The sequence below is a fragment of the Glutamicibacter sp. NPDC127525 genome (genome assembly GCF_042672105.1).
Lineage (GTDB): Bacteria > Actinomycetota > Actinomycetes > Actinomycetales > Micrococcaceae > Glutamicibacter.
The window spans coordinates 200,972-227,284 of the sequence record NZ_JBHXVN010000001.1 but is presented as its reverse complement, the minus strand read 5'-3'; the positions used below and the strand labels follow the sequence as shown (position 1 = coordinate 227,284).

Genomic DNA, 26,313 nt, shown 5'->3' with positions numbered 1-26,313 from the left:
CACATGAACTTCTCCGCCCGCCGAGGAAAGCAGGATCCGTTGAGCACGATGCCAGCCCGCCGATCAGATGCCCGTGCCCGCCTGCGCGCGCTGACCAATGACATCACCGCGCTGATCCTGGAACGCGGACTGCTGCCCGGGGACCCGCTGCCCACCGAGCAGGAACTCATGGCCGAGCTGGGCGTGGGGCGCAACTCCCTGCGCGAGGCGATCAAGGTGCTCCAGGCCCTGGGCATCATCGACACCCGCCACGGTTTCGGCATGTTCGTGGCCCAGGAAAACCTCAACGCCCTGCATGATTCCCTCGCCTTCCGCGGGCAGATGTCGCTGCGCCACCATGGCCATGAGGCCAGCGAGCTGGTCGATGTCCGCCAGGCACTGGAAACCGGCCTGATCGGCCTGGCCATCCGCGCGGTCACCGACGAGCACCTGGAGGCCTTGGAGCAGTGCGTAAGCCAGATGGAGCAGCACGCGGCGCGCGAGGAGACCTTCGTCGAGCAGGACAAGGCCTTCCACCGCATCCTCTTCGAGCCGCTGGGCAACCAGCTGCTGACCAACCTGCTCGGAGTGTTCTGGGATGTCTACCGCACCATCTACGATGCGATCGACTCCGATCTGGAAATCACCCAGCCGGCCAAGACCGCCCAGGACCACCGCGATATCCTCGACGCGGTACGCGCCAAGGACGTGGAAACCGCCCGGCAGCTGATCTCCGAGCACTTCCACGGCATTCGCGCCCTGCTGGCGAGCCGGGAAGTTTAGCAAAAAGAACCCTAAAGCATTCCTTTCACAGCTAAGCTGGGGTGGTGGACACACTTCAACGCTATGCACCCAATGAAAACCTCAGGCGCGACGAAGCGGCCTGGCGCGCACGGAATATCGAATGGCACTTCGCCGAGGTCCAGCTCGATCTTTCCAATGCCACCGATCGCACAGCCACCAGCTTCAGCTCGATCACCACGCTGAACTTCAGCTCCAAGGATCCGGCAGCCTTCATCGACTTCATCCACGAATCCGTGGACGAGGTACTGGTCAACGGCACCGCGATCGACCTGGAATCCGCAGTGCTCGATGCACGCATCTACCTCGGTCAGCTGCGCACCGACGTGCCGAACACCGTGAAGATCACCGGACGGGCGATCTACTCGCGCTCCGGCGAGGGCCTGCACCGCTTCGTGGATCCGCAGGATGGCCAAACCTACCTCTACACCCAGTTCGAGCCTTCCGAGGCGCGCCGGGTCTTCGCCTGCTTCGAGCAGCCCGACCTGAAGACCAGCTACCGCTTCACCCTCACCGGCCCGGCAGCCTGGCATCTGGCCAGCAACCAGCCGATCGTCGATGAGGTACTGCACGATGACGGCACCAAGACCGTGGCCTGCGCCCCGACTCCCCCGATCTCCAGCTACATCACCGCGGTGCTGGCCGGACCGTACCACGTGGTGCGCGGCGAGCATCTCCAGCGGCTGGATGACGGCGAAGAGCTGAGCATCGAGATGGCCGCCACCTGCCGCGCCTCGCTGGCCGGGCACTTCGACGGCGACGAGATCATCAAGCTGACCAGCCAGGGCCTGGACTACTACCACCAGCTGTTCGACTACCCCTACCCGTGGGGCAAGTACGACTCGGCGTTCGTGCCGGAGTACAACCTCGGCGCCATGGAAAACCCGGGCCTGGTCACCTTCACCGAACGCTACGTCTTCACCTCGCACGCCACCGAAGGCCAGTACGAGCAGCGCGGCAACACCCTGATGCACGAAATGGCGCACATGTGGTTCGGCGACCTGGTCACCATGAAGTGGTGGGATGACCTGTGGCTCAAGGAATCCTTCGCCGACTACATCGGCACCCTGGCCAACGACGAAGCCACCGATTTCACCACCGCGTGGACCACCTTCGCGGCGCGCCGCAAGGCCTGGGCCTACGTGGCCGACCAGATGCCCACCACCCACCCCATCGTGGCCGACATCCCGGACCTGCTGGCCGCGGACCAGAATTTCGATGGCATCACCTATGCCAAGGGCGCCAGCGTGCTCAAGCAGCTGGCCGCCTTTGTCGGCGCCGAGGCCTTCCGCGACGCCGCCCGCGCCTACTTCCGCAAGCACGCCTACGGCAATACCTCGCTGGATGACTTCCTCGAAGCGCTCGAAGCGGCCAGCGGCCGCGATATGGGCCAGTGGGCGGATGCCTGGCTGAAGACCAGCGGCGTGCCGAAGCTGCACGTCGAGTACACCACCGACGCCGGCGGCACCATCACCGCGGCATCGCTGATCCAGTCGGGCACCGATCCGGTCACCGGGCAGAAAATCGCCCGCCCGCATGTGCTTTCGGTCGGCGCCTACCAGCTGGACGGGAGCCAGCTGGTGCGCACCGACTCGGTGGACGTGGAGCTCTCCGGCGAATCGGCGGCCCTGGACTTCCTGGTTGGACGCCGGATCCCGGATCTGCTGCTGCCCAACGACGGCGATGAGACCTATGCGCTGATCGAATTCGACCCGGTTTCGCGTGCCACCTTGCTCGGCCACCTCTCGGGCCTGGGCGACTCGCTGCCCCGCGCCACCTGCTGGGCGTCGCTGTGGGATGCGGTGCGTTCGGCCACCTTGGATGCGCAAAGCTACGTGCAGGCGATCCTCGATCACGCGCACGCCGTCACCGACGCGGGCGTCTTCGGGGTGCTTACCGACCAGTTGGCCACCTCGATTTCCAAGTACGTTGCCCCCGAGCTGCGCGCGGAGCTGCGCCAGAAGGCCGCCGCAACCCTCACCGGGTGGCTCACCCGGTTCGAGGCCGGCGGAGACCAGCAGACCACCACCGCGCGCACCCTGGTTCGCCTGGCCCGTGCCGGCGTGGCTCCGGAGGTGCTCGACGCCTTCCTGGGCGAGCAGCCCAATGCCTACCAGGTCACCGTCGATGAGCAGCTGCTGTGGGGTTCCTACATCGCGCTGGCCGCTTCCGGCCGGCTCGACGAGGCCGCCGAGGCATCCATGCACGAAGCGGCCAAGGCCAACCCCACCAGCGTGGCGCAGAATTCGGTTCGCACCGCGCTGGCGGCGCGCCCGGATCCGCAGGCCAAGGACACCGCTTTCGACACCGTGCTGATGGCGCGCGATGAACACGGGGAGCTGTCCAACGATGCCCTCTCGGCCACCGCGCTGGGCTTCACCATGGGTTCCTCCGCCCTGCTGGCACCGTTCGAGGAACGCTACTGGGCCGCGATCCTGCCGGTCTTCGAGACCATGGGCATGGAATTCGCCACGCGCGTGATCGAGGGGCTGTATCCAGGGCACCAGGATCTCCAGGGCGCCATCGAGCAGAACCATGCACTGGCTACCGCTACCGCATGGCTGGAACGCCATGAGAGCGCACCGGCCGCCCTCAAGCGCATCCTGCTTGAGGAACGCGCAGAACTGGAACGCTCGCTGAAGGCCCAGGCCTACAGCCGCACCAGCCGCTAGCCCTCCGAAGCCGGCCCGCTGCTTATCCACGCAGCGGGCCGGCCAAGAGCCGCAGGCCGTTGCCGGTGGCGCAACTGGTTCCAGTGCGGGTCTGCCCTGCGTCCGAACCCGGCCGGCGCAGCGGAGATGGCAGGGCCACAGCACCATGGCCTCAAGCAAAACAAGGGCCTGGCCTCGAACTTGATCGAGAACAGGCCCTTGGATCTTGGCTCGCTACGGAACCCGCGCGGTCCACTGCGCGGTAGCGAATTTGGCCTCGGCCAATTCCTTCGCCGCCAGACGGGATTCGGCATCCAGCTGCGCCGGCTTGGCCCCGGTGCGCTTGGCGAAGGTGTCCATCATGACGTTGATGATCTCCATGCGATCCAGCTTTGTCTGCGACTTCAGCGGATCCACACGCTTGACCGCTGAGGTGATGCCCTTGTCGGAGATCTTCTCCCGGCCAATGCGCAGCACCTGGGTCATCTTCTCCGCGTCGATGTCGTAGCTCATCGTGACGTGGTGCAGCATCGCACCGTTGGCCAGGCGCTTTTGCGCTGCGCCGCCGATCTTGCCGGCAGGGGTCGCGATGTCGTTCAGCGGCTTGTAGTACGCTTCCAGGCCGATGCTTTCCAGCGCTTCCATCACCCAGGCGTCCAGGTACGGGTAGGAATCGGCAAAGCTCATGCCGTCCACCAGGGATTCAGGAGCGTAGAGCGAGTAGGTAATGCAGTTGCCAGCTTCCATGAACATCGCGCCGCCTCCGGAAATGCGGCGAACCACCTGGATGCCGTGCTTTTCGGCTTGCTCCATGTCCACTTCGTTCTTCAGCGACTGGAAGGATCCGATCACGACGGCACTTTCGCTCCAGTCCCAGAAACGGATGGTCGGCTTGCGGGTCCCCTTGGCGATTTGCCGGGTCAGCACCTCATCCAGCGCCACTTGCTCGGTGATTGGAATGATCTCCGGGCTCAGGACTTCCCACTCGTGGTCTTCCCACTTGGTGGCGTGTCCCAGCGCGCGGCGGACGACGCGCGCGATGGCGTCTTCGTCAAAACCGAACATCACTGCGCCTTCACGCAGATTGTCGGTTACCGCATTGCGTATGGTGCTGTGGCTGGCGTCCGCTGGCAAACCGCGTAGCGCATCATTCAAGTCATCGAGTGCATCATCTGGTTCCAGGAAGAAGTCGCCATTCAATGACACTTCGGTGATCACGCCATCGGAAGTATCCAGATCTACAACGACTAATTTGCCACCGACTACCTTGTATTCACCATGATGCTTCATGGTTTCATTCTATCCCCGGCTGCCCACTAGTCGAATCCACGCGCCCCCGGATTCGGTGGTTCGCAGTGGCAACATTCGACGCCGGATAACAATCGAATAAATATTCGATAATACTTCCACATTCCGCGGATTTCCGGGCCAAACTGTCTGTTGCCGGCAGGATAATTAACTATGGCTATACCCGATTTCATCCATGACGACGATGATGAACATCGTCTACCGTTGCCCCCAGCTGGCACTCGCACAGAATCCCACAAGGATTCGTTATTCAGCGACCATCTCGAACATCACCTGTTCCATGGTCCGCTGAAGCAATTGGCAGATGAGCTCTACGACGCGGGCCCGCTCAATGGCCCCGACGACGCCCTCGAACGGCTGAAGAAGATCCAACGCATTCAGAGCACCCTCGATGCAATGACATCTGTGCTGCTGGCCGATTCAGTAGAACAAGTCAGTGAATCATTTGCCGATATGATCGCCACCGCGGGGACCACTACCGAGGAGGAGGAACGCGAGGCTCGGAAAAGTGCTCAATACTATGGCGTTGACCGCGGCAGTGACCAGGTCATCAACTCCAACTTCATCGCAGAAGCGGCTGTCGCGCTGCGTGAGACCCCTCGCATGGTAGGCAAGCGGATGTTCTATGCCAAGGGTCTTCGCTACGCCTGCAAGGAAACCCTCACGGCTCTGGCTGCAGGAGAGATCACGTCCAAGGCAGCGCATGGCATCGTGAAGTATTCGCAGGACTTGCTCCCCGAACAAATCATGCAGATGCAACGCGTGCTGTTGCCCATGGCGAAGACTGCGTCTGATGACGCGATATACCAACGCGCACGCCGGTTCCATGACAGGATGTGCCCGGAGGCCGCCGAACAAAGGCACAAGAAGTCTGAAAAGAATCGCAAGCTCACGCTATGGGATAACGAAAATGGCATGTCCACCCTCAAGTACTACAACAGTGCCGCAGTGATTCATTCCATCAAGAACTCCGTGAAGTGGCTAGCTGATCAGCATAACGATCCGCAGGATCCCCGCACCCGGGAGCAAATAGAAGCGGACGCCTTTGCAGACATCATCCTCAACGGCTGGCCGGACCGGGAAGGCACGCCCCTCAAGCCACGGGTATCCATCACGATTCCCGCGGTGGAAATGCTGGCGGATCCTACAAGGACCGTGGCTGACCTGGAAGGCTACGGCCCCATCCCACTGGGGGTCGCATTGGTGTTGGCAAAGGATGCGCCTTCGTTCCAGCGCGTGCTGACCGACCCATGGACTGGCGCCGCGATAGATGTCGAGCGAAGGCGCTACCGGCCCTCGCAGAGCCTCAAGGATCTGTTACGGCACCGCGATGAGCATTGCTGCTTCCCCGGCTGTCGCCGTCCAGCTGACCGCTCCGAGATTGACCATATAAATGGCTGGGCTCACGGAGGGCATACGACCAGGGACAATACGCATCTGCTGTGCAAGCAGCATCAAATGTTCAAGCATGCATTGGGTTGGAAAGTCGTTCCGCGTCCTGACGGATCCAAGATGTGGGTGACTCCACACGGGCTGAGCGCACTCGTTATTCCGGAAAGCGTCAAGCGTGTGGACCAATTCGATCATGTAAATGATCATTGCCCAGAGCGCCCTAAGGTCATTCCTTTGCCGCATATTCGACTCACGGCAGAAGTACGCAGGGTACTTGGGCTCAAGCCTCGCGTCGACATTCCAGACGAGGATCCCGGTCCTGAATCGCCGCCAGATGACGGCCAGAAGGAAACAGGCTGAGGACGCTATCCCGATTGACCGGTTTTTGGGTGACAGAATTTTTCAGTCACCAGCACCTCCACACCACCAATAACACCATTCACGCAACGGCGATGGAGCCAGTTGCTCGGAGCAGTGCGGCCAAGACGTCTGCTTCGACGAGTCAGCGAATCCTTATTCAGCCGCCACTGGAAACCCCGACGGCTATAGCACCGAAAAGCTCTGGGCAAACGCTCCTGACAATATTTTTCAGTCAATGGCGCCTCCAGGCAACTGCCAAAATGCCCGATGCGCACCGCTGTGCCAAAAACGGGACCTCTACGACAGTTCCGTGAAAATATTTTTCAGTCATCCCCGGCTGCCCCGACGGCTATTGCGCCGAACGACTCTGGGGCGAACGCTGCTGACAATATTTTTCAGTCACTGGCGCATCGAGACGACTACCAAAATGCCACTAGCGCATCACGGCGCGAAAAAGGAATCCTCCTAGTCAGTTAAGTGAGAGCATTTTTCAGTCATCTCCTGCCGCCCCGACGGCTATTGAGCCGGAAGACGCTGGGGCGGACGCTGCTGACAATATTTTTCAGTCACTGGCGCATCCAGGAAACTGCCAAGATGCCGCGATGCGTATCGTGGCGCGAAAAACGAATCCTCTTAGACGGTTCCGTGAAAACATTTTTCAGTCACTGATGGACAGGTGTGCTGTTAAAGCAGCAGCGGCGTGTTTCCAAATACTGGAAACACGCCGCGAAAGCTTGCTAGGGGCGAAGTATTACTTCTTGCCGCCGAAGCCCTTGAAGCGGGCGTTGAAACGCTCGACACGACCAGCGGTGTCCATGATGCGCTGCTTGCCGGTGTAGAACGGGTGCGAAGCTGCCGAGATTTCGACGTCGATTACTGGGTAGGTGTTGCCATCTTCCCATTCGATGGTCTTGTCCGACTTAGCGGTCGAACGGGTCAGGATCTTCTCGCCGGATGCCAGGTCGTTGAAGACAACTGGGCCGTACTGTGGATGGATATCAGCCTTCATAGCTATACACCTTTTTGTTTATGGCCACTGGATTTTGCCAGTAGCTACTTACTCGGAAATTGTGTCCCGCATTCAGGGCTCCATGAAGAGACCTCAATGCACAGACAGTCCATCCTATCGCAAAAGCGGCGGCGGCAGAAACCTTCTTAGCGTGGCGCGGAGCACAAATGCCAGAATGCAATTGCGCTAGCGGCACCAACATTCAGGGAATCCACTTCGCGGTACATAGGGATGATCACGGTCCGGTCAACGGCGGCCAGAGCTTCATCGGTAACTCCCCTGCCTTCGTTGCCCAAGATCATGGCGACCTTCTGGCCAGACTTGATCTCTACTTCGTTTAGCGGGATCGCGTCCTCGGTCAGTTCCATGGCGAGCATCTCGTAGCCATGCTTCTTCAAGGTCTGGATGTCCTCTGGCCACGACAGCATGCGTACCCAAGGAAGGTCGAAGACCGTCCCCATTGAGACGCGGGCGCTGCGACGGTACCAGGGGTCCACGCATTTGGGGGTGAGCAGCACGGCGTCAACGCCGAGCCCTGAAGCCGAACGGATAATTGCGCCGAGGTTAGTATGGTCGGCGATGTCTTCCAAGATGGCGACGCGCGAACTGGCTTCAAGCACTTCGTCCAGATCCAGCGGTTCGGGACGATTCATCGCCGCCATGGCGCCGCGGTGCAAGTGGAAGCCGACCAGATCCTGGAGCTGCCGATCATCCCCAATGAAAATCGGCGCGTCTGGGAAACGGTTGAACTCCTCGGTTAGCTGGTCCAGATGCTTTTCGGCGAGCAAGAAGCTGCGCGGCACGTGGCCCGCGTTGATCGCACGCTGCACCACTTTGGTGCTCTCGGCAATGTAGAGCCCGTTTTCCACGTCAGTGCGCATACGCAGGTTCGCTTCGGAGAGCCGGAGGTACTCGTCGAGGCGGGAATCAGCCAGATCCGCGACCGGCAGGATCCGTTCAGGGTTGAGAATTTCAACCACGAGCTACACCAACTTGTAGAGCATGTTGCCCAGGGCAACCAGGCCCAGGATGACGATGACCAGGCGCAGCAGCCCAGGCGAGAGCTTGCGGCCAATCTTGGCGCCGGCAAATCCGCCGATCAGCGAGCCGACAGCGATAAGCAGGACGACGAGCCAATTGATGCGTTCCGGCGCAATGATCAGGTACATCGCGGCCGCCACGAGATTCACGATCAGGGAGAGGATGACCTTGATTGCATTGGACTGCTGCAGGGATGCTTGCAAGAACACGCCGAATACCGCCATCAGCAGGACTCCCTGCGCGGCGGTGAAGTAGCCGCCGTAGACACCGATGATGAACACCAGGATGTAGAGGACCATTGGAATCTGGGCGCGATCTGCATCATCCGGGTCGGTGCCGCCGGAAGCGGCCTGCCGGGTCTTCGCCCACTTCGCAAGACGGGGCTGGAAGATCACCAGCACCAGCGCGCAAACCAGCAGCACCGGCGCAACGATGCCGAAGACGGACTCCGGCAGGTTCAGGAGGAGCAAGGAACCGATCAACCCGCCGACCAGTGAAACCGGCACGAGTTTGAGCAGCGTCTTCTTGACGCTGGCAGCTTCTCGACGGTACCCCCAGGCACCGGAGAAGCCACCAGCAACCAGACCCATGGCGTTGGAGACGACGGCATTCACCGGAGCCATGCCCAACGCCACGAGAATGGGGAAAGTGACCAACGTGCCCGAACCGACGACGGTGTTGATAGTTCCGGCCCACAGTCCGCCAATGAAGACCAGGGCTTCGCGCCAAAATTCGATCACGTGGAAGTTTCCCCTTTAGTTATTGCTGTTAGCTGCGTGCAAAAGCAGAGTAGCGTCCACCTTCACGGCGCAGGCTCAGCGGCATGCCGTAGGTTGCTTCCAGGTTCGCTTCGTTCAGCGTGGATTCGATCTCGCCGGCAGCGACAACTTCGCCGTCGCGCATCATCAAGATGTGGGTGAATCCCGCTGGCACCTCTTCAAGGTGGTGGGTTACCAGAACCAGCGCCGGGGCATCCTCGTCGGCTGCCAGTTCCGCCAGCTTGCCAACCAGGTCTTCGCGCCCGGCAAGGTCCAAGCCTGCTGCAGGCTCATCGAGGATCAGCAGTTCGGGATCGGTCATCAAGGCACGGGCGATCAGCACGCGCTTGCGCTCGCCTTCGGAAAGCTTGCCGAAAGGCTGGTTCATGAAGGTGGACATGCCCCAGTTGTGCAGCAGATGGAAAGCACGGCGCTCATCGAGCTTCTCGTACTTCTCGCGCCAGCGACCGGTCATGCCGTAAGCCGCGGTGAGTACTACGTTAAGCGCGGTTTCGTTGGCTGGAATGGAGTTGGCAACCAGGGCTGAGCTCAGGCCGATCAACGGACGCAGATCGAAGACCGACACCTTGCCCAAACGTTCGCCAAGGATATCCGCGGTACCGCGGGTTGGGTGCAGCCGGGTGGCCGCAATGTTCATCAAGGTCGACTTGCCGGCGCCATTGGGGCCGATCACAATCCACCGCTGTCCTTCTTTGACTTCCCAGGACACGTCCTTGAGCAGGTCTTTTCGCCCGCGTACAACGCTGACATCTTTGAAAGTTAGCACTTCGCTCATGGTATTCAAGATTAGACTTTTCGCCCCTGTTTCACTAATTGGAAATGCCGGACGGGGCCTGAGATCGCCGGATTGACCTGTATTGCGTCCAACGGCAATACTAGTTCGCTCCCCTGGGCCTGGTCAGCAGCTTTGCGCCAACACGTCATGTTTGGTCGTAAACACCGAAGCAATGAAAAATGGTTGCATGGCTTCATCATTGGTTTTCGCATCCCGCCCCGCTTTCTCCCGCACAGACTTCAACGCTGTATTGCAGCAAGCGGCCGCCGCCGGGCTCATTCCCGCCGCGGACGAGAGCCAGATCAAAGCCAGCGAAGAGCGGCTGGTCGCCAAGTTCCGCCTTGAACAGGCCGATCAGGCGAAGCTGCAGCAGGCCGCTGCGGCATTCGTCGATGCGCAGGTCGCCGACGGCGCACTGGAATACGCGGACATGTGCGTAGCGGTGGTACCGGCCGAACTCGTCGATGCTCCGCAGCTGCTCTTGCTGATGGATGTCGATTCCACCTTGATCAAGCAGGAAGTCATCGAACTGCTCGCCGCTCACGCTGGACGGGAAGAAGAAGTGGCTGCGGTGACCGAAGCCGCGATGCGCGGTGAACTGGATTTCGCCCAGTCCTTGATCCAGCGCGTAGCTACCTTGAAGGATCTGCCAGATACTGTCCTTGCCGAGGTAGGCCAGCGCATTGTCCTCTCGGACGGCGCCGAAGCCCTGGTCAAGCGGTTCCACGCTGCTGGGCACAAGGTCGGGGTAGTTTCCGGCGGGTTCCAGCAGATCCTGGATCCGTTGGCTGCCCATCTGGGCCTGGACCATGCGCTGGCTAACACCTTGGGCATTTCCGAGGGAATTCTTGACGGAACCGTTCACGGCCAGATCGTCGATCGCGGCATAAAGGAAACGATGCTGCGCGCCTGGGCCGAGGAACATCACATCCCGATGACGGCAACCGTCGCCGCCGGTGATGGCGCCAATGATCTGGCCATGGTTGCTGCCGCGGGTTTGGGCGTGGCTTTCAATGCGAAGCCTGCCCTGCGCGATGAGGCGGACGTGCGCCTGGACTTCTCGCGCCTGGACGTCATCGCCGACCTAGTACTCAATGATTTGGCTTAGCGGAATCCAACAACTGCATAACAATTCTGCCGATAGCGGCTTTCGGTAACTTGATCGGTTGTTCCAGCGGTTAGTATTTCTATTGACGCGTTTAACGGCTGGCGGAATAAGTCCTAGCCGCGCGCGTAGCCCCTATCGCTTTCGAAAGAGCTACCAGACCAGTGCAGACCCCCTCCCCGGACAGTTCCTCAACTACGCCTACGCACTCCGCACAAGACAAGAAGAAGCCGAAGAGCAAGGCCAAGCCTTGGATCATTACCGGTTCTTGTGTTGCAGCCGTAGCCGCAGCATATTTCGGCGGAGCCGCCTATGTCAGTTCCCAGGTTCCAGCCAACGCGTCAATTGCGGGCGTGAACATCGGATCCATGAACAAGGACCAGGCTCGCGCCGAATTGGAACGCGAGGTACTCCCCTTGGCTGAAAAGCCAATGGATGTCACCGTCAACGGTGAAAAGTACACCCTGGATCCGGCCAAGGCCGGCCTGGAACTGAACGTTGATGACACCATCAACGAACTGACTTCCTACGAAATCAACCCGGCCAAGCTCTACGAGCGGCTCACCGGCGAATTCCACGTCACCCCAGCGGTCGACGTAGATCAGGAAAAACTGGGCGCGCAGCTTGAAGCGCTGGCCAAGAAGGCCAATGCCGAGGTCGCCGAAGGAACTATCGACTTCAAGGATGGCACCTCGAAGCTGACCAAGCCCGTTGACGGCGTAGCGCTGAAGACCGAAGAAGCCGCCACACTGATCAGCGAGGAATGGGAAATTGCCGGCGCGGCGATCGACCTTCCTGCCGAAGTCAGCAAGCCGGCGATCTCTGCCGACGCCCTGCAGGCGTTCTACGACAAGGACGTCAAGGCGCTGCTGAAGGACGAGGTCATCCTGGCATCGGATGACAAGAAGGCGTCCATCTCGGCCGCGTCTATTGCCGCGGCGGCAAAGTACGCGCCCAAGGATGGCGCCCCAGCGATCGCATTGGATGACGAGAAGCTCTACAAGGCTGCGACGAAGAATTCAGATCTTTCCAGCACTGCCAAGGATGCGCAGATCGTCTTGAAGGACGGCAAGCCGTCCATCATCAAGTCCTCCAAGGGCATCTCGCTGGAGACCAAGGGCCTGGGCGCCAAGGTCCTGGCCGCCACCGCTGCCAAGAACCGCACTGCCGAAGTTGAGATGACCGAGAAGGAAGCCGACTTCACCACCGCAGATGCGAAGAAGCTCGGCATCAAGGAACCGATCGTCACCTTCTCCACTCCCTACCCGGCTTCCGATACCGTACGCACCAAGAACCTGCATGCCGGTTCGGCGCGCGTCAATGGCGATATCATCAAGCCCGGCGAACGCTTCTCGCTGCTGCAGGCCTTGGGCCCGATCACCGTGGCCAACGGCTATTACAGCTCCGGGGTCGTGGAAAGCGGCTTCAGCACCGAAGCCGTAGGCGGCGGACTCTCGCAGATCTCCACCCAGATGTACAACGTCGGCTTCCTGGCCGGATACGACGACATCACCCACAAGCCGCATTCGCGCTGGTTCGAGCGCTACCCCGCGGGACGCGAAGCCACCTTGTGGGAAGGCCAGATCGACATGATCTGGGAGAACAACACCCCCTACGGCGTGATGATCCAGGCCTGGGTTTCGGGCGACAAGGTCAATACCCGCCTGTGGTCCACCAAGTACTGGGATGTCTCGCAGAAGAGCTCGGGCAAGTACAACCAGACCAACCCCGAAACCAAGTACAACCCGGCCGAAAAGTGCGTCTCGGAATCTGGTGGCAAGAAGGGCTTCAGCATCGATATCACCCGCTACCGGGAAGCCTTCGATGGATCCAAGAAGCTGCCAGCTGAAACCAAGAGCTGGACCTACAGCCCATGGCACAAGATCGTCTGCGGCGACAAGCCCAAGGACTGATCCAAGCGAAATCGCCGGGCGCCTCCCTTTCGGAGGTGCCCGGCGATTTCGCTTAACCCTGCGCATTTTGCCCCAGGCACGGAAAAGCTGGCGGTCGGAACCCCTGCACGGGGTAACTGCCGCCAGCTGATGCGCGCTGCTGCGGGGCTTACTTGCCCGACTGCTCCAGGAAGTCGCCTGCGCCGCCAACCAGCTCGGTGTGGCCGGTCTCGACGTCGGCGAAGACCATCTTGGCTACCTCGGCGCCGAACTCCTCGACGGAGTACAGCTTGCCGGCAGCTTCGCGGCGGGCGTCGATAGCACCTGGCTCCATGCGGTTGAGCAGGGTTGCGGTGATGGTGCCTTCGATCATGTCACCGGAGACCACCACGAAGGTGATGTTCTTCTCGGCCAGCTTCGGGATCATTTCACGCAGTGCATCTTCGCCGGCGCGCTTGGACTTGGCCACAGCGTCGTAGGCATCCATGGTGGTTACTTCGTTGATGAAGTGCGCCTGGTGGCTGGTAACGAAGACCACGCGGCCGCCCTCGCTCAGCTGGGGCAGCGCGGCTTCCAGCATGGCCACCTGCGCGTCGCGGTTCAGGCGCAGCGCATAGTTTTCGCCCATGGAGGTTTCCATGCCGCCCGAAGCGTTGAGCACGACGACATCCAGCGAGCCGAAGTTCTCAACAGCCGCGTCAACCAGAGCCTGCGGACCCTCAACGGTGGTCAGGTCGGCGCCCACGGCAACGGCCTTGCCGCCCTTTTCTTCAATAGCGGCAACAATCTTGTTGGCGCGCGGGGCCTTGGCGCGGTAGTTGACCACTACGCCAACGCCCTGCTCGGCCAGCAGCTGCGCGGTCACCGCACCGATGCCGCGCGAGGAACCGGTTACAACGGCACCTTTGAATTCACTCATGGTGGTACTCCTTTGGATTTCTTGCTTAAATCTTCTAGTGGCCCATGCCCAGGCCGCCATCAACCGGGATCACGGCACCGGAGATGTAGCCTGCTTCGTCGCTGGCGATCCAGCGGACCACGTTGGCAACCTCTTCAGGCTCAGCAAAGCGGTTGGCCGGGATGCTGGAGAGGTATTCCTTCTGGGTGTCCTCTGGCAGAACAGCGGTCATCTCGGTGTTGATGAAGCCCGGAGCCACAACGTTGGCGGTGATGCCGCGTGAGCCCAGTTCACGGGTCAGCGAGCGGGCGATGCCCACCAGGCCGGCCTTGGACGCCGCGTAGTTGATCTGCCCTGGCGAGCCGTAAAGGCCGACGACCGAGGAAATCAGCACGACACGGCCGCGCTTGAGCCGGATCATGCCCTTGGACGCGCGCTTGATCACGCGGAAGGCGCCGGTGAGGTTGGTGTCGATCACCGAGGTGAAGTCGTCTTCGCTCATGCGCAGCAGCAGGGTGTCCTTGGTGACCCCCGCATTGGCGACGAGGACTTCTACCGGACCGTGGGCCGCTTCAACTTCCTTGAAGGCCGCGTCGATCGATTCGCCGTCGGTGACATCGGCCTTGACGCCGAGCAGTCCGGCGGGAACCTCGCCGCTGCGGTAGGTAATGGCCACTTTGTCGCCGTTGGCTTCGAATGCGCGCGCAATAGCAAGTCCGATGCCGCGGTTGCCGCCGGTCACGAGGACACTGCGGCCAGTGGTTGGTTCCGTAGTCAATGTATTTCTCCGTTCATGCGCTCGCTGTCCTGGCATGGTAAATCTCTCCAAGGGCCAGCCGAAAAGCGCACTTTGCCTAGTTAAGTAGCTACTCCGTGAACAATCCTATTAGTTACTACCCAGTTTTACCGCTTCGACAGCGCGTAGAAATTACACTCTTCGTGCCGCAGGTGAGACAATGGGAGCAGATCCCGTACTGCGAAGCGAAGTCTTTTACATGTCCCCACAGCCCACGAATCACGGTTCCAGCCAACCGGAAGTTCACCGCATTACCGAAGCGCGCGAGTCCCATACCACCGAGCGCGATTCACGTGTGCGCAAATACACGATTTCCATGACCGTGCGCCTGATCTGCTTCGTTCTCGCTTTCTTCTTCGATGGCTGGCTGCGCTGGGTCTTGCTCGCGGGCGCAATTATCCTTCCCTATATCGCAGTGGTGATCGCCAACGGCGGTGCGGATCTGACCAAACGCGAACCGCCCGCCGAGTTCTACAAGGCTCCCGGCGCCCAGGCTATCGCCGCACCGGACGAAACCGCGCCGGCCGCGCAGCAGGCACCGGAACCAGAAGTGATCGACGGAAGCTTCGCCGAAGAAGCTGCTCCGGTGCAACAGCCAACAACTGCTCCCAAGGAGGACTAGTGGATCTGCTAGGTTCGCTCGGCGGCTCCCCTGCCGCCGCCGAAATCCAGTGCTCGCGAAAGGGCTGCCGCAACGCCGCCAGCCACCAGCTGCTGTGGAATAATCCGAAGATCCACACCCCGGACCGGCGCAAAATCTGGCTGGCCTGCGAAGAGCACCGCGACTGGCTCGAAACGTATCTGAAGGAACGCCTGCTCTACAAGGAAACGCTGCCGATGCCGGGCAATGAAGGAGAAAGCAAGTAGATGTATCGTTTTCTGGCCAGTACCCGGTGGGTCGGCTGGCTCATTCTGGTGGCGATCTTCGCCGCCGCCTGCATTGGCTTGGGCAATTGGCAAGCCGACCGCCGTGCCGAAGTCCTCGAGGGCATCGAACGGGTCAACCGCAACTACTTCGCAGAGCCGGTCACCGGCACGCAGGCCCTGGAGAATTTCCAGGACCTGGACGAGGACAAGACCTGGATGACCGCGCAGCTCACCGGCCGATATCTGCCCGCGGATACCATGATCGTGCGCAACCGCATCAAGGCCGGCAGCCCCGGCTACGAGGTGCTGGTGCCGTTCAGGACCAACGAGGGCGGAACTGTCGTCGTGAACCGCGGCTACCTGCCGATCGGCAACCAGGAAGACGGCCACCCGGATGCTGTTCCAGCGCCACCTGCCGGAGAAGTCACTGTGGATGTGCGTTTGAAACCATCGGAAATCCGCTTGGACCGCGGCGCCCCGGAGGGCCAATTGGCTTCGATCCAGCTCGAAGACTACGCCAAGCTCCTGGACTACGAGATCGCCCAGGGTGCCTACGGCCTGATGTATGAAGAGGATCCGGCCCCGGCCACTGCGCCACTGCAGCTGGACGCTCCGGATATGGATGAAGGTCCGCATCTTTCCTACGAGATCCAGTGGTACATCTTTGGCGTGCTGGCCTTCATCGGCTTCTGGTATGCCGCTCGCCAGCAGAAGAAGCTGAACGCCGAGGATGCCGCCGAGCAAGCCGAAGCCGAGGCGCTGGGCCTGGACGAGCCGCTGCACAAGGTGCGCAAGATTCGCGCCAAGCCGGATAAGAAGTTCCGCCGTGACGGCACGCCGACCGATGAAGCCATCGAGGATGCGCTGCTCGACCAGGCCGACCACACGCCAGGGGGCCTCCCGAAGTAGCTGCGGGAAACAAGGGAACCGCGCGGTAGCTGGAATATTCCAGTTGCCGCGCGGTTCTCTGCTTAATGCAGTTTTCATTCAGCTGCCGTTGGCCGGCGGAGTCCAGCGGATCCCGCTGTCGCTGCACCCAGGAGTCTTGTGCCCCTCGCCTTCGAGGCAGGATGCATCGATGAGGGTGCGGTCCCCCACCGGCTCCTGCAGTTCCAGCGTGTAGGGCGCGGTCTCGTTGCCCTGGCAGGCATGCGCTTCGCCTTCCAGCGGTTCAACCACGATCCCGATGGCGATCTGGTCTTTGGACAGCTCCACCTGGGTGGCGGTCACCTCGCCGGTCACCCCGGAGGAACAGGCAAGCCGCATGACCCCGAGGTCGAGGCTGGTGCTCGACGCGTTCACCCCGGCAGGGTCCAGCAGCGTCCACTGGGCGTTGACCTCATCGGAAACCTGTGCGGCGCAGCCGGCCAGCGCGCTGGCAAGCAGCAGCCCAGCGCCTGCGATCCGCGGTAATTTGCGTCCAAAAACACTCATGGCTTGGCAGCTCCCTTTGAAGATGGTGATCTGCCAAGCCTACGAGAGCTATTACGGGTTGTCAGGAGTTAAGTCAGCGAAACCAATTCCAGGTAATCCTCGTTGAAGAGGTCCTCATCGCCATCAGGCAGGATGACCACGCGCTCAGGCTGCAACGACATCACTGCGCCCTCATCGTGGGACACCATGACCACGGCACCCGGGAAGGTGGACAGCGCGCCCAGCACCTCGGCGCGCGAGGCAGGGTCGAGGTTGTTGGTCGGCTCATCAAGCAGCAGCACATTGGCGCTGGAAGCCACGATGGTGGCCAGGGCCAGACGGGTCTTCTCGCCGCCGGAGAGCACGCCGGCCGGCTTGGTCACGTCGTCGCCGACGAACAGGAACGAGCCGAGGATCGAGCGGACGTCGGCATCGTTCAGGTGGTCAGGCGCGTTGCGGCGCATGTTCTCCAGCACGCTGGCTTCCGGATCCAAGGTGTCATGCTCCTGGGCGAAGTAGCCGATCTTCAGGCCGTGGCCCGGAATGATCTTTCCGGTATCGGGTTCGGAGACACCGGCGAGCATGCGCAGCAAGGTGGTCTTGCCGGCACCGTTCAGGCCCAGGATGACAACCTTCGAGCCGCGGTCGATGGCCAGCGAGACATCGTTGAAGATCTCCAGCGAGCCATAGGCCTTGGACAGGCCTTCGGCCATGAGCGGGGTCTTGCCGCAGGGAGCCGGATCCGGGAAGCGCAGGGCTGCGACCTTGTCGGAGGCACGCTCTTCCTGCAGCCCGGAAAGCATGCGATCCACGCGCTTGAGCATGGACTGCGCCGCCGAGGCGCCGGAGGCGCGGGCCTTCATCTTGTTCGCCTGGGTCAGCAGGACCGAAGCCTTCTTCTCGATGTTGGCGCGCTCGCGCTTGCGGGCACGCTCATCGGTTTCGCGCTGGATCTTGTAGCGCTTCCAGTTCATGTTGTAGACATCCACCACGCCGCGGTTCGCGTCGAGATTCAGCACCTTGTTCACGGTGGATTCCATCAGGCCGGTATCGTGGCTGATCATCAGCACGCCGCCGGGGTAGTTCTTGATGAAGTCGCGCAGCCACATGATCGAATCGACGTCCAGGTGGTTGGTCGGCTCATCGAGCAGCAGGGTCTCGGCGTCCGAGTAGAGGATGCGGGCCAGCTCGACGCGGCGGCGCTGTCCACCGGACAGGGTGCGCAGCGGCTGGTCCAGGATGCGGTCCGGCAGATCCAGGTTGGCGCAGATGGCGGCCGCTTCGGATTCGGCAGCGTAGCCACCGGCAGCGATGAATTCTGCTTCCAACCGGTCATACTGGCGCATGGCCTTGGCGGAGACGGCAGCGTCCTCGCTGGCCATGTCCTCGCGGTTCTGGGCCAGCTTGGTGACCACCACGTCCAGGCCGCGGGCGCCAAGGATGCGATTGCGCGCCAGCTGCTCCATGTCAGGGGTCTTGGGGTCCTGCGGCAGGTAGCCGATGGAGCCCTTGAAGGTGACCTCACCCGAGGCTGGCTGGGTCTCGCCGGCGAGGACCTTGGTCATCGTCGTCTTGCCGGCACCGTTGCGTCCCACCAGTCCGATCTTGTCGCCCTTGTCGATGCGGAAGTTCACTTCGTCCATCAGCAAGCGGGCGCCGACGCGTAGCTCAAGGTTGGCTACGGAAATCATATGGTGTGGCCCTTTCATGCGGGTACAAGAATTGTGCGGCCCACAAATTGGGCAACTTGACTATTCTACCGGCCAACCACGCCGTGGCCTGCGGAACGTGCACAAACTAACAGTTTGGGGTTGAGCTGGCTAAAGAATCGAAGCCCGCACTTCCACCGCAGTGGAAATCCGGGCTTCGAATCGAAATTATTCCTTGTCGCTGGGTTGCGATCGGTAATCCATCATCTGGATCAGGCGGCGGCGCAAGGAGGCTTCGCGGCGCAGGTCCCCGCCGCTGGTCTTGTCGATGTGGTCCTTGCCGAAGCGCCAGAGCAGCACGTCGTCAAGCAAGCGGTCCGGGCCCGGCGAGTACCGGTGGTCCAGCGCCGCACGCACATCGGTGACCACATTCGCATCCAGCAGCTGCGCCAGCTGCCAGGTCTGGTCGATGCCGTGGGAGCCGAGCAGCTCGGCGGCCCAGGACCAATCGTCATCGCGCTTGCGGTCCACGTGCGGCAACAGCGTCTGCCATATTTCGCCGATCTTCTCGCCGGTCAACGGCTCGGATCCGGCGCCCTGCTGGTCGTGGTAGCCGTTCAGGCGGTGGTACAGCTCGTCGATGTCCGTGAAGTAGTCCTCCACGGTTTCCAGCATCGCCGCGGTGGCGGTGAAGTGGCGGTCGATCTGCGGATTCCAGGCGGCCTCGCCGGGATGCTTGAAGCGGATGTCGTGCTCCATTTCGGACCAGGCATGCTGCAGCACGGTGCGGATCTGCACTTCGAAGACGAAGTTGCCGCTGGCTACCACCGGCTTGCCCAAGGCCTCCTGGAATTTGCGCACGATCGGCTCGCTGCGGGTCTTGAGCAGCAGGTGGCGCGAGGAGTAGCCGTAGGTGCCGGACTCCACCGAGCCGATGTCCTTCTCCCGGTCGCTGCGGCAGTCGAAGGAGTCGCGGTGCGACTTGATCAGGCTGGCCACCTGCTGGATTTCATGGGGCAGCATCACGATGATGCGGATGCCCACCATGTCGTGGATTTCGCGCAGCGGGTTGGGGAATTCCAGCACCGGGGCGGTCTCGGAACTTTCCTGCAGCCGGCGCGAGGCCTTGGCCGCGAAGGACTGCGGCGATTTCACCCGGCCGGTAATGAACAGCGGTTGCACCTCGGAATTCGCGAACAACCGGCGGATCTTCGCCTTCATGGCCGACATGACGGTATTGAGTTCGCCGGTCACAGACTTGTACTGCTCAACGGCGGCCGCAATCTGTTCGGAGAACTCGTCGTTCGCCTGGCCCTGCGCCGGATCCATCATTGATGCCTCCTGGATGCTAAAGCGTTCCTGAAAATGCTGTCCTCATGCTCATGCCCTGGCGCCAGCCGGGTGCGGCGACGGCCCTTATGGGCGGGAAAGGCGCTTAGCCATGTCGTCGAACAATGGCGCCTTGTCCTCGGTCTTCTTCTGCGCTGCAGGCTTGGTTTCCTTGGCTGGCTGCGCGTTCTGCTTGATCGGGGTGACCTTCGAGTCCGATCGGCCGGCCGCGATGCCTTCGGCGCGGGCTCGGGCCAGCGCGTCCTGGTGATCCTGTTCCAGGACCGAAAGGCGTTCTTCCTCGGCGGTCTTGGTGTCGGTCAGCGCAGCGTTGTAGCCATCATCATAAGCGACGCCGTACTTCTCGGCGTTTTCCCGCTCTTCGTTGTATTCCAGCTCAGCGCGCAGCTTCGCGGCTTCGGACTTCTTCTGGTACATGTGCACGGTCAGGTGGGTGATGGCCAGCAAGACGATTGGCGGCATGGCGGCAACCAGCGCGGAAACCAGCGGCGGCACTCCGTTTTCGATCGAGTCCACGGTCAAGATTGCGTGGGTGGAGTTCGCCGCAGTGGAAACGATCGCACCGAAGAACAGCAGCGACCACGGGTAGATCATGGCCTTGCGATGGAAGCCGTTCAGGGCCACGATGGCCACGGTGGCGGCCACGATCATGCCGTCGATGATGATTGGCCAGATCCAGGCCAGGCGCGGGCTGATGCCCGAGCGCTCGGCCAGGTCGGTCAATGCAGCGAACGAGAGCACGAATGCGCCGATGGCAATGAGGACCGTCGCGCCTACGGCCGTGCCTAGGACGGCGCGGTGCGGTTCGGCCGGGACCTCTGGTTTGTTATCTTCCATGCTGCTGAGCAGACCTAACTTTTGGGAATTATCGGTATGTCTTCAAACGCGAGTTTGCTGGACCGCACCCCAGGCGCAGACCACCGCGTTCCATTTTAGCGTGCGCCTTGCGGTGCTGGGGTGCCTTGGATCAAAGGGCGCGACGGTCGATGAAACCGGTACCGCTGATTTTTCCGGCCAGCCCCCGGTGATTCGCCTCGAAGATGAAGTAGAAGGCGCTGATCGCGATATAGATCACAACGAGCATGTTCAGCAGCGGGTAGGGCGTGAAGTCGACCATGCTGGTGGAAATCTGGAAGAGGAAGTTAATCCCGCCAAATCCGAGCAGGCTGCGCAACAAGGCCCGGCCCGCCGGAGCCGGTTGCCCCTGCCCGTCGGTGAGCATCAGCCAGGCGCAGCGCTGGCCGAGGGTGGCCCGCCCCGGCGCCAGGCTCGGCAGCCAGAAGACGCAGAAGACCACGAGCAGCGGAAGCCAGAAGTTCATCCACTGTTGGCCGAACTCCGGGGCGCCCAAGCGCTCCAGCAGTTCCAGTGCAGCGCCGATGACGAAGAGCACGGCCGAGGTGAAGCCTGCATCGAAGATGTTGGCCAGTGCGCGGCGGGCGCGGGTGACCGGCCGCGCCGGCGCGTTGGCCGCGTCCGCTTCCACCGGACCGGACAGGAAGCGGAACATCGGAAGGTAGGCGATCATCGCACCCAGCAGCGCGCCGGCAGTGTTAGTGATCAGGTCATCGACGTCGGCCACACGGTAGGCGCAGGTGTACAACCCCCAAATAGCGGTGTACTGGGTCAGCTCGATGGCCAACGAGGCCGCGAAGCCCAGCAAGACGCCGGTGAAAATGTTGCCGCGCAGCCAGCGCACGGCCAAGATGCCCAGGGGCATGAACAAGATGATGTTGAACAGCACCTGCCACAGCGTGAAGCTGGTGGCGAAGCCGCTCAGCCCGCGCTCCACGATGGCCACCCTGAAGTCGTCGACGAAACGGCCGGGCACCAGTTGCGGGATGGCCACTCCGGGACGGCAGAATTCGTCGCGCGTGGCCGGCAGCGGAAGCATGGTGTAGCTGAAGAGGCCGAATCCGTAGACCGCTGCGGTTGCGGTGGTAATGGTGCGGCGCCAGGACAACCGTCCATGCCGGCGGTATTGCACGGCCAGCAGGAAAACGCCGGCGGACGCCAAGAAGAGGGCGCCGCCGAGAATGGCGATTGCCGCTGGCCAGAACATTGTTTGCATATTTCTATCTAAGCGGAATTTTCCGGGAGAAAGCTGGGCTGCAGAATGTGACCTTGGCTATGCTTTCGGCCCGCGCAGCACTTGCCTGGTTCTGGCATCGGCAGTGAAGAGGCCGATGAACAAGCCCGCTACGAGCACGCCAGCCAGGGTCTTCATCAGCCAGGCCGAGTGCCACTGCTCGATGGAGAGCTGGTCGACGAAAACCGCCACCAGGATCAGGCTGGATACATAGATCATCAGCTTTTCCGATCCCCAGGACACCTTGTGCGAAATGGCGAACAGCGCCATCAGCCACAGGATGTACCACGGCTGGATAATCGGAGCCAGCAGCACCACCGCCGAGAGCGCCCACGCCGCTAGGCGCACCGGGCTGGAGGTGTCCTTGGCCAGCGCCAGGCGCGCCACAATGGCCAGCGCGATGACCTGGAAGACGCCCACCACGATGGCATTCACCAAGGAGATATCGGCGCCGAATATGCCAGCGAGATTGCTCAGGGACCAGCCGATCAGTCCCACGGGAGCGTACGGGAACGCCGCATCTCCCGCGGTGAACATGGCAAGCAGCCAGCCGAACCAGAGGTTGGTGACCGCACCGATCAAAAGCAGCCAGGTCAGGGAGAGTGCTGAGACCTTGGCCCAGATTTTCCACCTCTCGCGCATCGACGGGCTCCTGCCCAGCAGGACCAAGCCGATAAAAGGCAGCGCCAGCAGCACGATCGGCTTGACCGACACGGCTATGGCCAGCGCCATCGTGGCGGCCATGGGACGGCGGTCGTAGGCATAGGCGAAGGCGCTGAAGACACCGGCGATCATCAGCGCGTCGTTGTGGACGCCGCCGATCATGGTCAGCAGGAACAGCGGATTGCCCACGATGGCCCAGTTGGCCCAGTTGGCGCTCTGCCCCATTTTCTGCGCCAGCTTCGCAGTGAAGTGATAGCAGCCCCAGACACCGAGCACGGCAATGATGCGCAGCAGGCCCACGCCGATTTCGGGAATGCCGTTGGAGGCGAAGTAGATGATGCGGGCGAGCACGAGGAAGAACGGGCCATAGGGCGAGGGCGATTGCGCCCACAGGCTGTCGGATCCGCCATCGAACCAGCCCGGAAGCGCGGACACGCCTTCGGCATACGGGGATTTGCCGGCGTGCAGCATGCGGCCCTGGGCCAGGTAGGAGTAGACGTCGCGGCTGAGGATCGGGAAGCTGAGCATCAGCGGAGCAGACCACATGGCCAGCACGCGGGCCAGTTCCCGCCCGGTAATCTCACCGGCAGCCTGGACCCATGGCCGGGCCAGGATCCAGGTTCGGGTCAACCAGACAATTCCCACGGCCATCAGCACGATGCAGCTGATGACACCTGGCACTTCGGTTCGGAATTCTATGAAGAAGCCGCTGCGTGCCAGCGGGGACAGCTGGTTGCGCGGGAACCAGCCGATCCCCCAGGAGGCGACGGTAATCATGGCCGAGGCGGTGAACCCTTGCCATGATAGTGACCGCAGGCTTGCGCGCTGCGGTGCCAGCTTCGGCTGCTCCACTGCCACTAGGCTTTCTTGCTCTTCTTCAGCCAGTTGGTCGAGCTGAGCAGATCAGCGCAGATGTTCTTGGTCTTCGGATCGAAGAAGACAAGGTACAGGGCGCAGGCGATGGAGATGCCCCAGGAAATCAATTGGACGCGTGGAACCAGGGAATCCTGCAGGAACTGCCAAACGAAGATCTGGTCAGCGGCCTGGTAGGCCAGGAAGAAGATGGTGGTCAGGTGCAGCCAGAGCATCTGCCAGTCATCGCGCAGGCCGGTCGCGGCGAAGAACGGCAGCAGCCACAGGAGGTACCACGGCTGGATCACCGGGGAGAGCACGACAATCGCCGCGAAGGCGATGGCCATGCGCTGCACCAGGTGCGAGTGCTTTCCGCGGAAGATCAAGACAAAGGCGATGGCTACGCCGACCAGGCGGCCGAAGAGCTTGGCCGCGGGCAGGATCCACTCGGTGGACAGCCCGATGGCGGAGACCAGCCCGCTCAGCGCGATGACCGCAATGCCTACCGGGGAGAAGATGGAGTATCCGGTACCGGTGAAGAGCATGACCTTCAGCCAACCGAACCAGTAGCCATTGAGCCACCCAACCACGGTCATCAGGGCCAGGAAGATCATGCCGGTGTAGAACCAGTAGAGGATGCGGCGCGGCCAGGCCGCGTTAGGCCCTGCCCAGAGCAGGCCGATAAACGGCAGCAGTACCAGGGTAATCGGTTTGACCCCCACCGAGGCCGCCAGCACCACGATGGCCCAGAAGCCGTAGCGCTTGCATGCCAGGTAGACAGCCCAGACCGACAGGCCGGTCATCAGGGCATCGTTGTGCGCACTGGCCACGAAGTTCACCAGGAACAGCGGGTTCGCCACGGTCATCCAGGCGGCTTTGGCCCCGGAGACACCGTGCAGTTCGGCAAGCTTGGGCACGTAGCGCAGGCAGAGCAGCACGCCGATGAATGCAATGGCGCGGAAGGCCAGGACCGCCGCGTCGGTCGAAGGGCCAGTCAGCTTGACCACGAGGAATTCGATGCTCAGGTAGAGCGGGCCGTAAGGGGTGCCGTCCTGCGCCCACATGGTGTCGGCACCGAGCTGGAACCAGTTATTCAGCGAGGATATTCCGTCAACATAAGGATCCTGCCCGGCATCCACCAGCCGGCCTTGGCCGATGTAGGCGAACACGTCCCTGCTCATGATCGGCAACGTGACGAACATCGGGATGCTCCACAGCCAGACCGCACGGCGGACCACCTTCAGCGAACCCTCGCCCCAGCCCTTGAGCTTCTGGCCCAGGCGCCACCAGGAACGGAAGAGGACCCAGCAACCCAGGGCCAGCAGGATCACGCAGGTGATCACGCCGGCGGGTTCGGTGCGCAGCATGATGAAGAACGGGTCGCGGTTCAGCGGGGATACGCTGGCCAGCCACCCGGTACCGAAGGATCCGAAAAGGATCAGGGAGGAACCGATGACGCCGCTGAGAAGGGTCCTATTCACTCCAGCGTAGGGCGGGGAGCTCACTGCTGCTGGCTTGCTGGCTGACACACTGACACCTCGGGCTGTAACGGACATGAGTTCGAGAGTAATTAAGCCAGCGTCGCATGTGCCGCACCCTTGCAAGCAGGCAATTCAACAGCCGGAAATCTCAGATGATTTTAGCATCGAGCACGCGTCCAGGCCGGTTGAAACACTGTCCTTCCGCCGTGCGACGAGGGTGCGCTCCCCCACAGCGCTGCTTGAAGTGTAGATTGGTTACGTGGCTAGTAACTCAGAAAAAATTGTATGGATCGATTGCGAAATGACCGGCTTGGATCTGGTTAACGACGCATTGATCGAAGTAGCAGTGCTCATTACCGACTCCGATCTGGAGATCGTCGACGAGGGCATCCAGGTAGTCATCAAGCCCGAGCCGGCAGCTCTGGCGCAGATGGATGTTTTCGTTCGCAATATGCATGTGGTTAGCGGCCTGCTGCCCGAGCTGGAGAACGGCATTTCCATGGAGGAAGCCCAGCGCCTGGTGGTCGACTACATCAAGAAGCACGTTCCGGAGCCGAACAAGGCGTTGCTGGGCGGCAACTCGGTGGGCACCGACAAGAACTTCTTGGCACGCGATATGCCCGAGGTCATTGAGCACCTGCACTACCGCATTATCGACGTGTCGACCTTGAAGGAGCTGAGCCGCCGCTGGTTCCCCAAGGCGCACTACGGCGCTCCAGCCAAGACCGGCAACCATCGCGCACTGGGCGACATCCAGGATTCGATCAACGAGCTTCGCTACTACCGCGACGCCATCATGGTGCCGGCGCCGGGACCAACCTCCGTTGAGGCCAGGAAGATCGCCGCCGGGATCACCGAAAGCGCCGGCTAACCGCTAAACGAAGGCCCCGGCGCATTGGTGATGCACTGCACAGTGCCCCAGGGGCCTTCCGATTGGCATCAAGCGCGGAATTGTGTGTATAGTATTTCTCGTTGCCAGATACGGAATTGGTTCGCAAAAGCGTTCTGACTAGTAACGAAGCAAACATGGTGGGTATAGCTCAGTCGGTAGAGCGTCTGGTTGTGGTCCAGAAGGTCGCGGGTTCAAACCCCGTTACTCACCCCAGAGACAAAGACTCGATCCAGAACGAAAGTTCCGGATCGAGTCTTTTGCTTTACCCGCA

Annotated in this window: 23 protein-coding genes and 1 tRNA gene; 10 read left to right on the top strand and 14 right to left on the bottom strand. The window is 61.6% G+C overall.

Features of this window, described 5'->3' with window-relative positions:
- Nucleotides 1–3: 3 nt before the first annotated feature.
- Complete coding sequence (locus ACFVHU_RS01000) at nucleotides 4–762, top strand: FadR/GntR family transcriptional regulator (protein ID WP_286172099.1); 759 nt, start codon at nucleotides 4–6, stop codon at nucleotides 760–762.
- A gap of 44 nt (nucleotides 763–806) precedes the next feature.
- Entirely contained in the window at nucleotides 807–3,452 is a 2,646-nt protein-coding gene (gene pepN, locus ACFVHU_RS00995) for an aminopeptidase N (protein ID WP_388021980.1), read from the top strand.
- A 213-nt stretch (nucleotides 3,453–3,665) separates the two neighbouring features.
- On the opposite strand, the gene ACFVHU_RS00990 is transcribed toward pepN, so the two are convergent.
- Complete coding sequence (locus ACFVHU_RS00990; RefSeq protein WP_388021978.1) at nucleotides 3,666–4,721, bottom strand: biotin/lipoate A/B protein ligase family protein; 1,056 nt, start codon at nucleotides 4,719–4,721, stop codon at nucleotides 3,666–3,668.
- Nucleotides 4,722–4,892: 171 nt separating this feature from the next.
- Between ACFVHU_RS00990 and ACFVHU_RS00985 the strand changes: the two genes are divergently transcribed.
- Nucleotides 4,893–6,491, top strand: coding sequence for an HNH endonuclease signature motif containing protein (locus ACFVHU_RS00985; RefSeq protein ID WP_105661244.1), 1,599 nt, complete (start codon nucleotides 4,893–4,895; stop codon nucleotides 6,489–6,491).
- A 751-nt stretch (nucleotides 6,492–7,242) separates the two neighbouring features.
- Here the strand turns inward: ACFVHU_RS00985 and ACFVHU_RS00980 are convergent.
- The 4 genes from ACFVHU_RS00980 to ACFVHU_RS00965 form a co-directional block, all read right to left on the bottom strand.
- Nucleotides 7,243–7,500 carry a type B 50S ribosomal protein L31 gene (locus ACFVHU_RS00980; protein WP_013348950.1) on the bottom strand — a complete coding sequence of 86 codons (258 nt, stop codon included), beginning with the start codon at nucleotides 7,498–7,500 and terminating at the stop codon, nucleotides 7,243–7,245.
- Between the two features lie 146 nt (nucleotides 7,501–7,646).
- Nucleotides 7,647–8,480, bottom strand: a complete 834-nt coding sequence (locus tag ACFVHU_RS00975) for a TrmH family RNA methyltransferase (protein ID WP_388021975.1) — start codon at nucleotides 8,478–8,480, stop codon at nucleotides 7,647–7,649.
- Nucleotides 8,481–8,483: 3 nt separating this feature from the next.
- On the bottom strand, nucleotides 8,484–9,281 hold the full coding sequence (locus ACFVHU_RS00970; RefSeq protein ID WP_133833401.1) for a sulfite exporter TauE/SafE family protein: 798 nt from the start codon (nucleotides 9,279–9,281) through the stop codon (nucleotides 8,484–8,486).
- A 28-nt stretch (nucleotides 9,282–9,309) separates the two neighbouring features.
- Nucleotides 9,310–10,095: an ABC transporter ATP-binding protein gene (locus ACFVHU_RS00965; protein WP_105657799.1), complete on the bottom strand. Its 786-nt coding sequence runs from the start codon at nucleotides 10,093–10,095 to the stop codon at nucleotides 9,310–9,312.
- Between the two features lie 187 nt (nucleotides 10,096–10,282).
- Here ACFVHU_RS00965 and serB point away from each other — a divergent pair, with 187 nt between their 5' ends.
- Together serB and ACFVHU_RS00955 are read left to right on the top strand one after the other, a co-directional pair.
- Entirely contained in the window at nucleotides 10,283–11,203 is a 921-nt protein-coding gene (gene serB / locus ACFVHU_RS00960; RefSeq protein WP_332728408.1) for a phosphoserine phosphatase SerB, read from the top strand.
- A gap of 161 nt (nucleotides 11,204–11,364) precedes the next feature.
- A complete protein-coding gene (locus ACFVHU_RS00955) occupies nucleotides 11,365–13,113 on the top strand; it encodes a VanW family protein (RefSeq protein ID WP_388021972.1) in 1,749 nt (582 codons plus the stop codon).
- A 148-nt stretch (nucleotides 13,114–13,261) separates the two neighbouring features.
- Here the strand turns inward: ACFVHU_RS00955 and ACFVHU_RS00950 are convergent, their stop codons facing one another.
- Nucleotides 13,262–14,011, bottom strand: coding sequence for an SDR family oxidoreductase (locus ACFVHU_RS00950; RefSeq protein WP_105661240.1), 750 nt, complete (start codon nucleotides 14,009–14,011; stop codon nucleotides 13,262–13,264).
- Between the two features lie 34 nt (nucleotides 14,012–14,045).
- Entirely contained in the window at nucleotides 14,046–14,804 is a 759-nt protein-coding gene (locus ACFVHU_RS00945; RefSeq protein WP_181148862.1) for a beta-ketoacyl-ACP reductase, read from the bottom strand.
- Between the two features lie 181 nt (nucleotides 14,805–14,985).
- Between ACFVHU_RS00945 and ACFVHU_RS00940 the strand changes: the two genes are divergently transcribed.
- From ACFVHU_RS00940 to ACFVHU_RS00930, 3 genes are read left to right on the top strand one after another with little or no spacing between them, the layout of a single operon-like run.
- Entirely contained in the window at nucleotides 14,986–15,408 is a 423-nt protein-coding gene (locus tag ACFVHU_RS00940) for a DUF3099 domain-containing protein (RefSeq protein ID WP_388021969.1), read from the top strand.
- The gene (locus tag ACFVHU_RS00935; protein WP_105657794.1) at nucleotides 15,408–15,653 is read left to right on the top strand and encodes an acetone carboxylase; all 246 of its coding nucleotides are present in this window, start codon (nucleotides 15,408–15,410) and stop codon (nucleotides 15,651–15,653) included. The genes ACFVHU_RS00940 and ACFVHU_RS00935 overlap by 1 nt, the downstream gene beginning before the upstream one ends.
- Complete coding sequence (locus ACFVHU_RS00930; RefSeq protein WP_388021967.1) at nucleotides 15,654–16,562, top strand: SURF1 family protein; 909 nt, start codon at nucleotides 15,654–15,656, stop codon at nucleotides 16,560–16,562. It begins immediately after the preceding gene.
- 78 nt (nucleotides 16,563–16,640) lie between these two features.
- On the opposite strand, the gene ACFVHU_RS00925 is transcribed toward ACFVHU_RS00930, so the two are convergent.
- The 7 genes from ACFVHU_RS00925 to mptB (ACFVHU_RS00895) form a co-directional block, all read right to left on the bottom strand.
- Nucleotides 16,641–17,087 carry a hypothetical protein gene (locus ACFVHU_RS00925; protein ID WP_388021965.1) on the bottom strand — a complete coding sequence of 149 codons (447 nt, stop codon included), beginning with the start codon at nucleotides 17,085–17,087 and terminating at the stop codon, nucleotides 16,641–16,643.
- A gap of 68 nt (nucleotides 17,088–17,155) precedes the next feature.
- Nucleotides 17,156–18,757 carry an ABC-F family ATP-binding cassette domain-containing protein gene (locus tag ACFVHU_RS00920; RefSeq protein ID WP_105657791.1) on the bottom strand — a complete coding sequence of 534 codons (1,602 nt, stop codon included), beginning with the start codon at nucleotides 18,755–18,757 and terminating at the stop codon, nucleotides 17,156–17,158.
- Between the two features lie 186 nt (nucleotides 18,758–18,943).
- Complete coding sequence (locus ACFVHU_RS00915) at nucleotides 18,944–20,047, bottom strand: GTP pyrophosphokinase family protein (RefSeq protein WP_105657790.1); 1,104 nt, start codon at nucleotides 20,045–20,047, stop codon at nucleotides 18,944–18,946.
- An 84-nt stretch (nucleotides 20,048–20,131) separates the two neighbouring features.
- Complete coding sequence (locus ACFVHU_RS00910; RefSeq protein ID WP_133833406.1) at nucleotides 20,132–20,902, bottom strand: DUF2637 domain-containing protein; 771 nt, start codon at nucleotides 20,900–20,902, stop codon at nucleotides 20,132–20,134.
- Between the two features lie 130 nt (nucleotides 20,903–21,032).
- Nucleotides 21,033–22,127 (bottom strand): VanZ family protein, encoded by a 1,095-nt coding sequence (locus tag ACFVHU_RS00905; RefSeq protein ID WP_388021962.1) that lies wholly within the window; start codon nucleotides 22,125–22,127, stop codon nucleotides 21,033–21,035.
- A 66-nt stretch (nucleotides 22,128–22,193) separates the two neighbouring features.
- Entirely contained in the window at nucleotides 22,194–23,669 is a 1,476-nt protein-coding gene (gene mptB / locus ACFVHU_RS00900) for a polyprenol phosphomannose-dependent alpha 1,6 mannosyltransferase MptB (RefSeq protein WP_332595152.1), read from the bottom strand.
- Between the two features lie 5 nt (nucleotides 23,670–23,674).
- A complete protein-coding gene (mptB, locus tag ACFVHU_RS00895) occupies nucleotides 23,675–25,174 on the bottom strand; it encodes a polyprenol phosphomannose-dependent alpha 1,6 mannosyltransferase MptB (protein ID WP_286134545.1) in 1,500 nt (499 codons plus the stop codon).
- 235 nt (nucleotides 25,175–25,409) lie between these two features.
- Between mptB (ACFVHU_RS00895) and orn the strand changes: the two genes are divergently transcribed.
- Together orn and ACFVHU_RS00885 are read left to right on the top strand one after the other, a co-directional pair.
- Nucleotides 25,410–26,021, top strand: a complete 612-nt coding sequence (orn, locus tag ACFVHU_RS00890; RefSeq protein WP_388021959.1) for an oligoribonuclease — start codon at nucleotides 25,410–25,412, stop codon at nucleotides 26,019–26,021.
- A 158-nt stretch (nucleotides 26,022–26,179) separates the two neighbouring features.
- Nucleotides 26,180–26,255 (top strand) — tRNA-His (locus ACFVHU_RS00885).
- Nucleotides 26,256–26,313 lie beyond the last annotated feature (58 nt).

Excerpts from the sequence above, each read along its gene's own strand:
- ACFVHU_RS01000 (WP_286172099.1), top strand. The coding sequence starts at position 4 with ATGAACTTCTCCGCCCGCCGAGGAAAGCAGGATCCGTTGAGCACGATG.
- ACFVHU_RS00990 (WP_388021978.1), bottom strand. The coding sequence starts at position 4,721 with ATGAAGCATCATGGTGAATACAAGGTAGTCGGTGGCAAATTAGTCGTT.
- ACFVHU_RS00985 (WP_105661244.1), top strand. The coding sequence starts at position 4,893 with ATGGCTATACCCGATTTCATCCATGACGACGATGATGAACATCGTCTA.
- ACFVHU_RS00980 (WP_013348950.1), bottom strand. The coding sequence starts at position 7,500 with ATGAAGGCTGATATCCATCCACAGTACGGCCCAGTTGTCTTCAACGAC.
- ACFVHU_RS00965 (WP_105657799.1), bottom strand. The coding sequence starts at position 10,095 with ATGAGCGAAGTGCTAACTTTCAAAGATGTCAGCGTTGTACGCGGGCGA.
- serB (WP_332728408.1), top strand. The coding sequence starts at position 10,283 with ATGGCTTCATCATTGGTTTTCGCATCCCGCCCCGCTTTCTCCCGCACA.
- ACFVHU_RS00950 (WP_105661240.1), bottom strand. The coding sequence starts at position 14,011 with ATGAGTGAATTCAAAGGTGCCGTTGTAACCGGTTCCTCGCGCGGCATC.
- ACFVHU_RS00945 (WP_181148862.1), bottom strand. The coding sequence starts at position 14,804 with ATGCCAGGACAGCGAGCGCATGAACGGAGAAATACATTGACTACGGAA.
- ACFVHU_RS00940 (WP_388021969.1), top strand. The coding sequence starts at position 14,986 with ATGTCCCCACAGCCCACGAATCACGGTTCCAGCCAACCGGAAGTTCAC.
- ACFVHU_RS00930 (WP_388021967.1), top strand. The coding sequence starts at position 15,654 with ATGTATCGTTTTCTGGCCAGTACCCGGTGGGTCGGCTGGCTCATTCTG.
- ACFVHU_RS00925 (WP_388021965.1), bottom strand. The coding sequence starts at position 17,087 with ATGAGTGTTTTTGGACGCAAATTACCGCGGATCGCAGGCGCTGGGCTG.
- ACFVHU_RS00920 (WP_105657791.1), bottom strand. The coding sequence starts at position 18,757 with ATGATTTCCGTAGCCAACCTTGAGCTACGCGTCGGCGCCCGCTTGCTG.
- ACFVHU_RS00915 (WP_105657790.1), bottom strand. The coding sequence starts at position 20,047 with ATGATGGATCCGGCGCAGGGCCAGGCGAACGACGAGTTCTCCGAACAG.
- ACFVHU_RS00910 (WP_133833406.1), bottom strand. The coding sequence starts at position 20,902 with ATGGAAGATAACAAACCAGAGGTCCCGGCCGAACCGCACCGCGCCGTC.
- ACFVHU_RS00905 (WP_388021962.1), bottom strand. The coding sequence starts at position 22,127 with ATGTTCTGGCCAGCGGCAATCGCCATTCTCGGCGGCGCCCTCTTCTTG.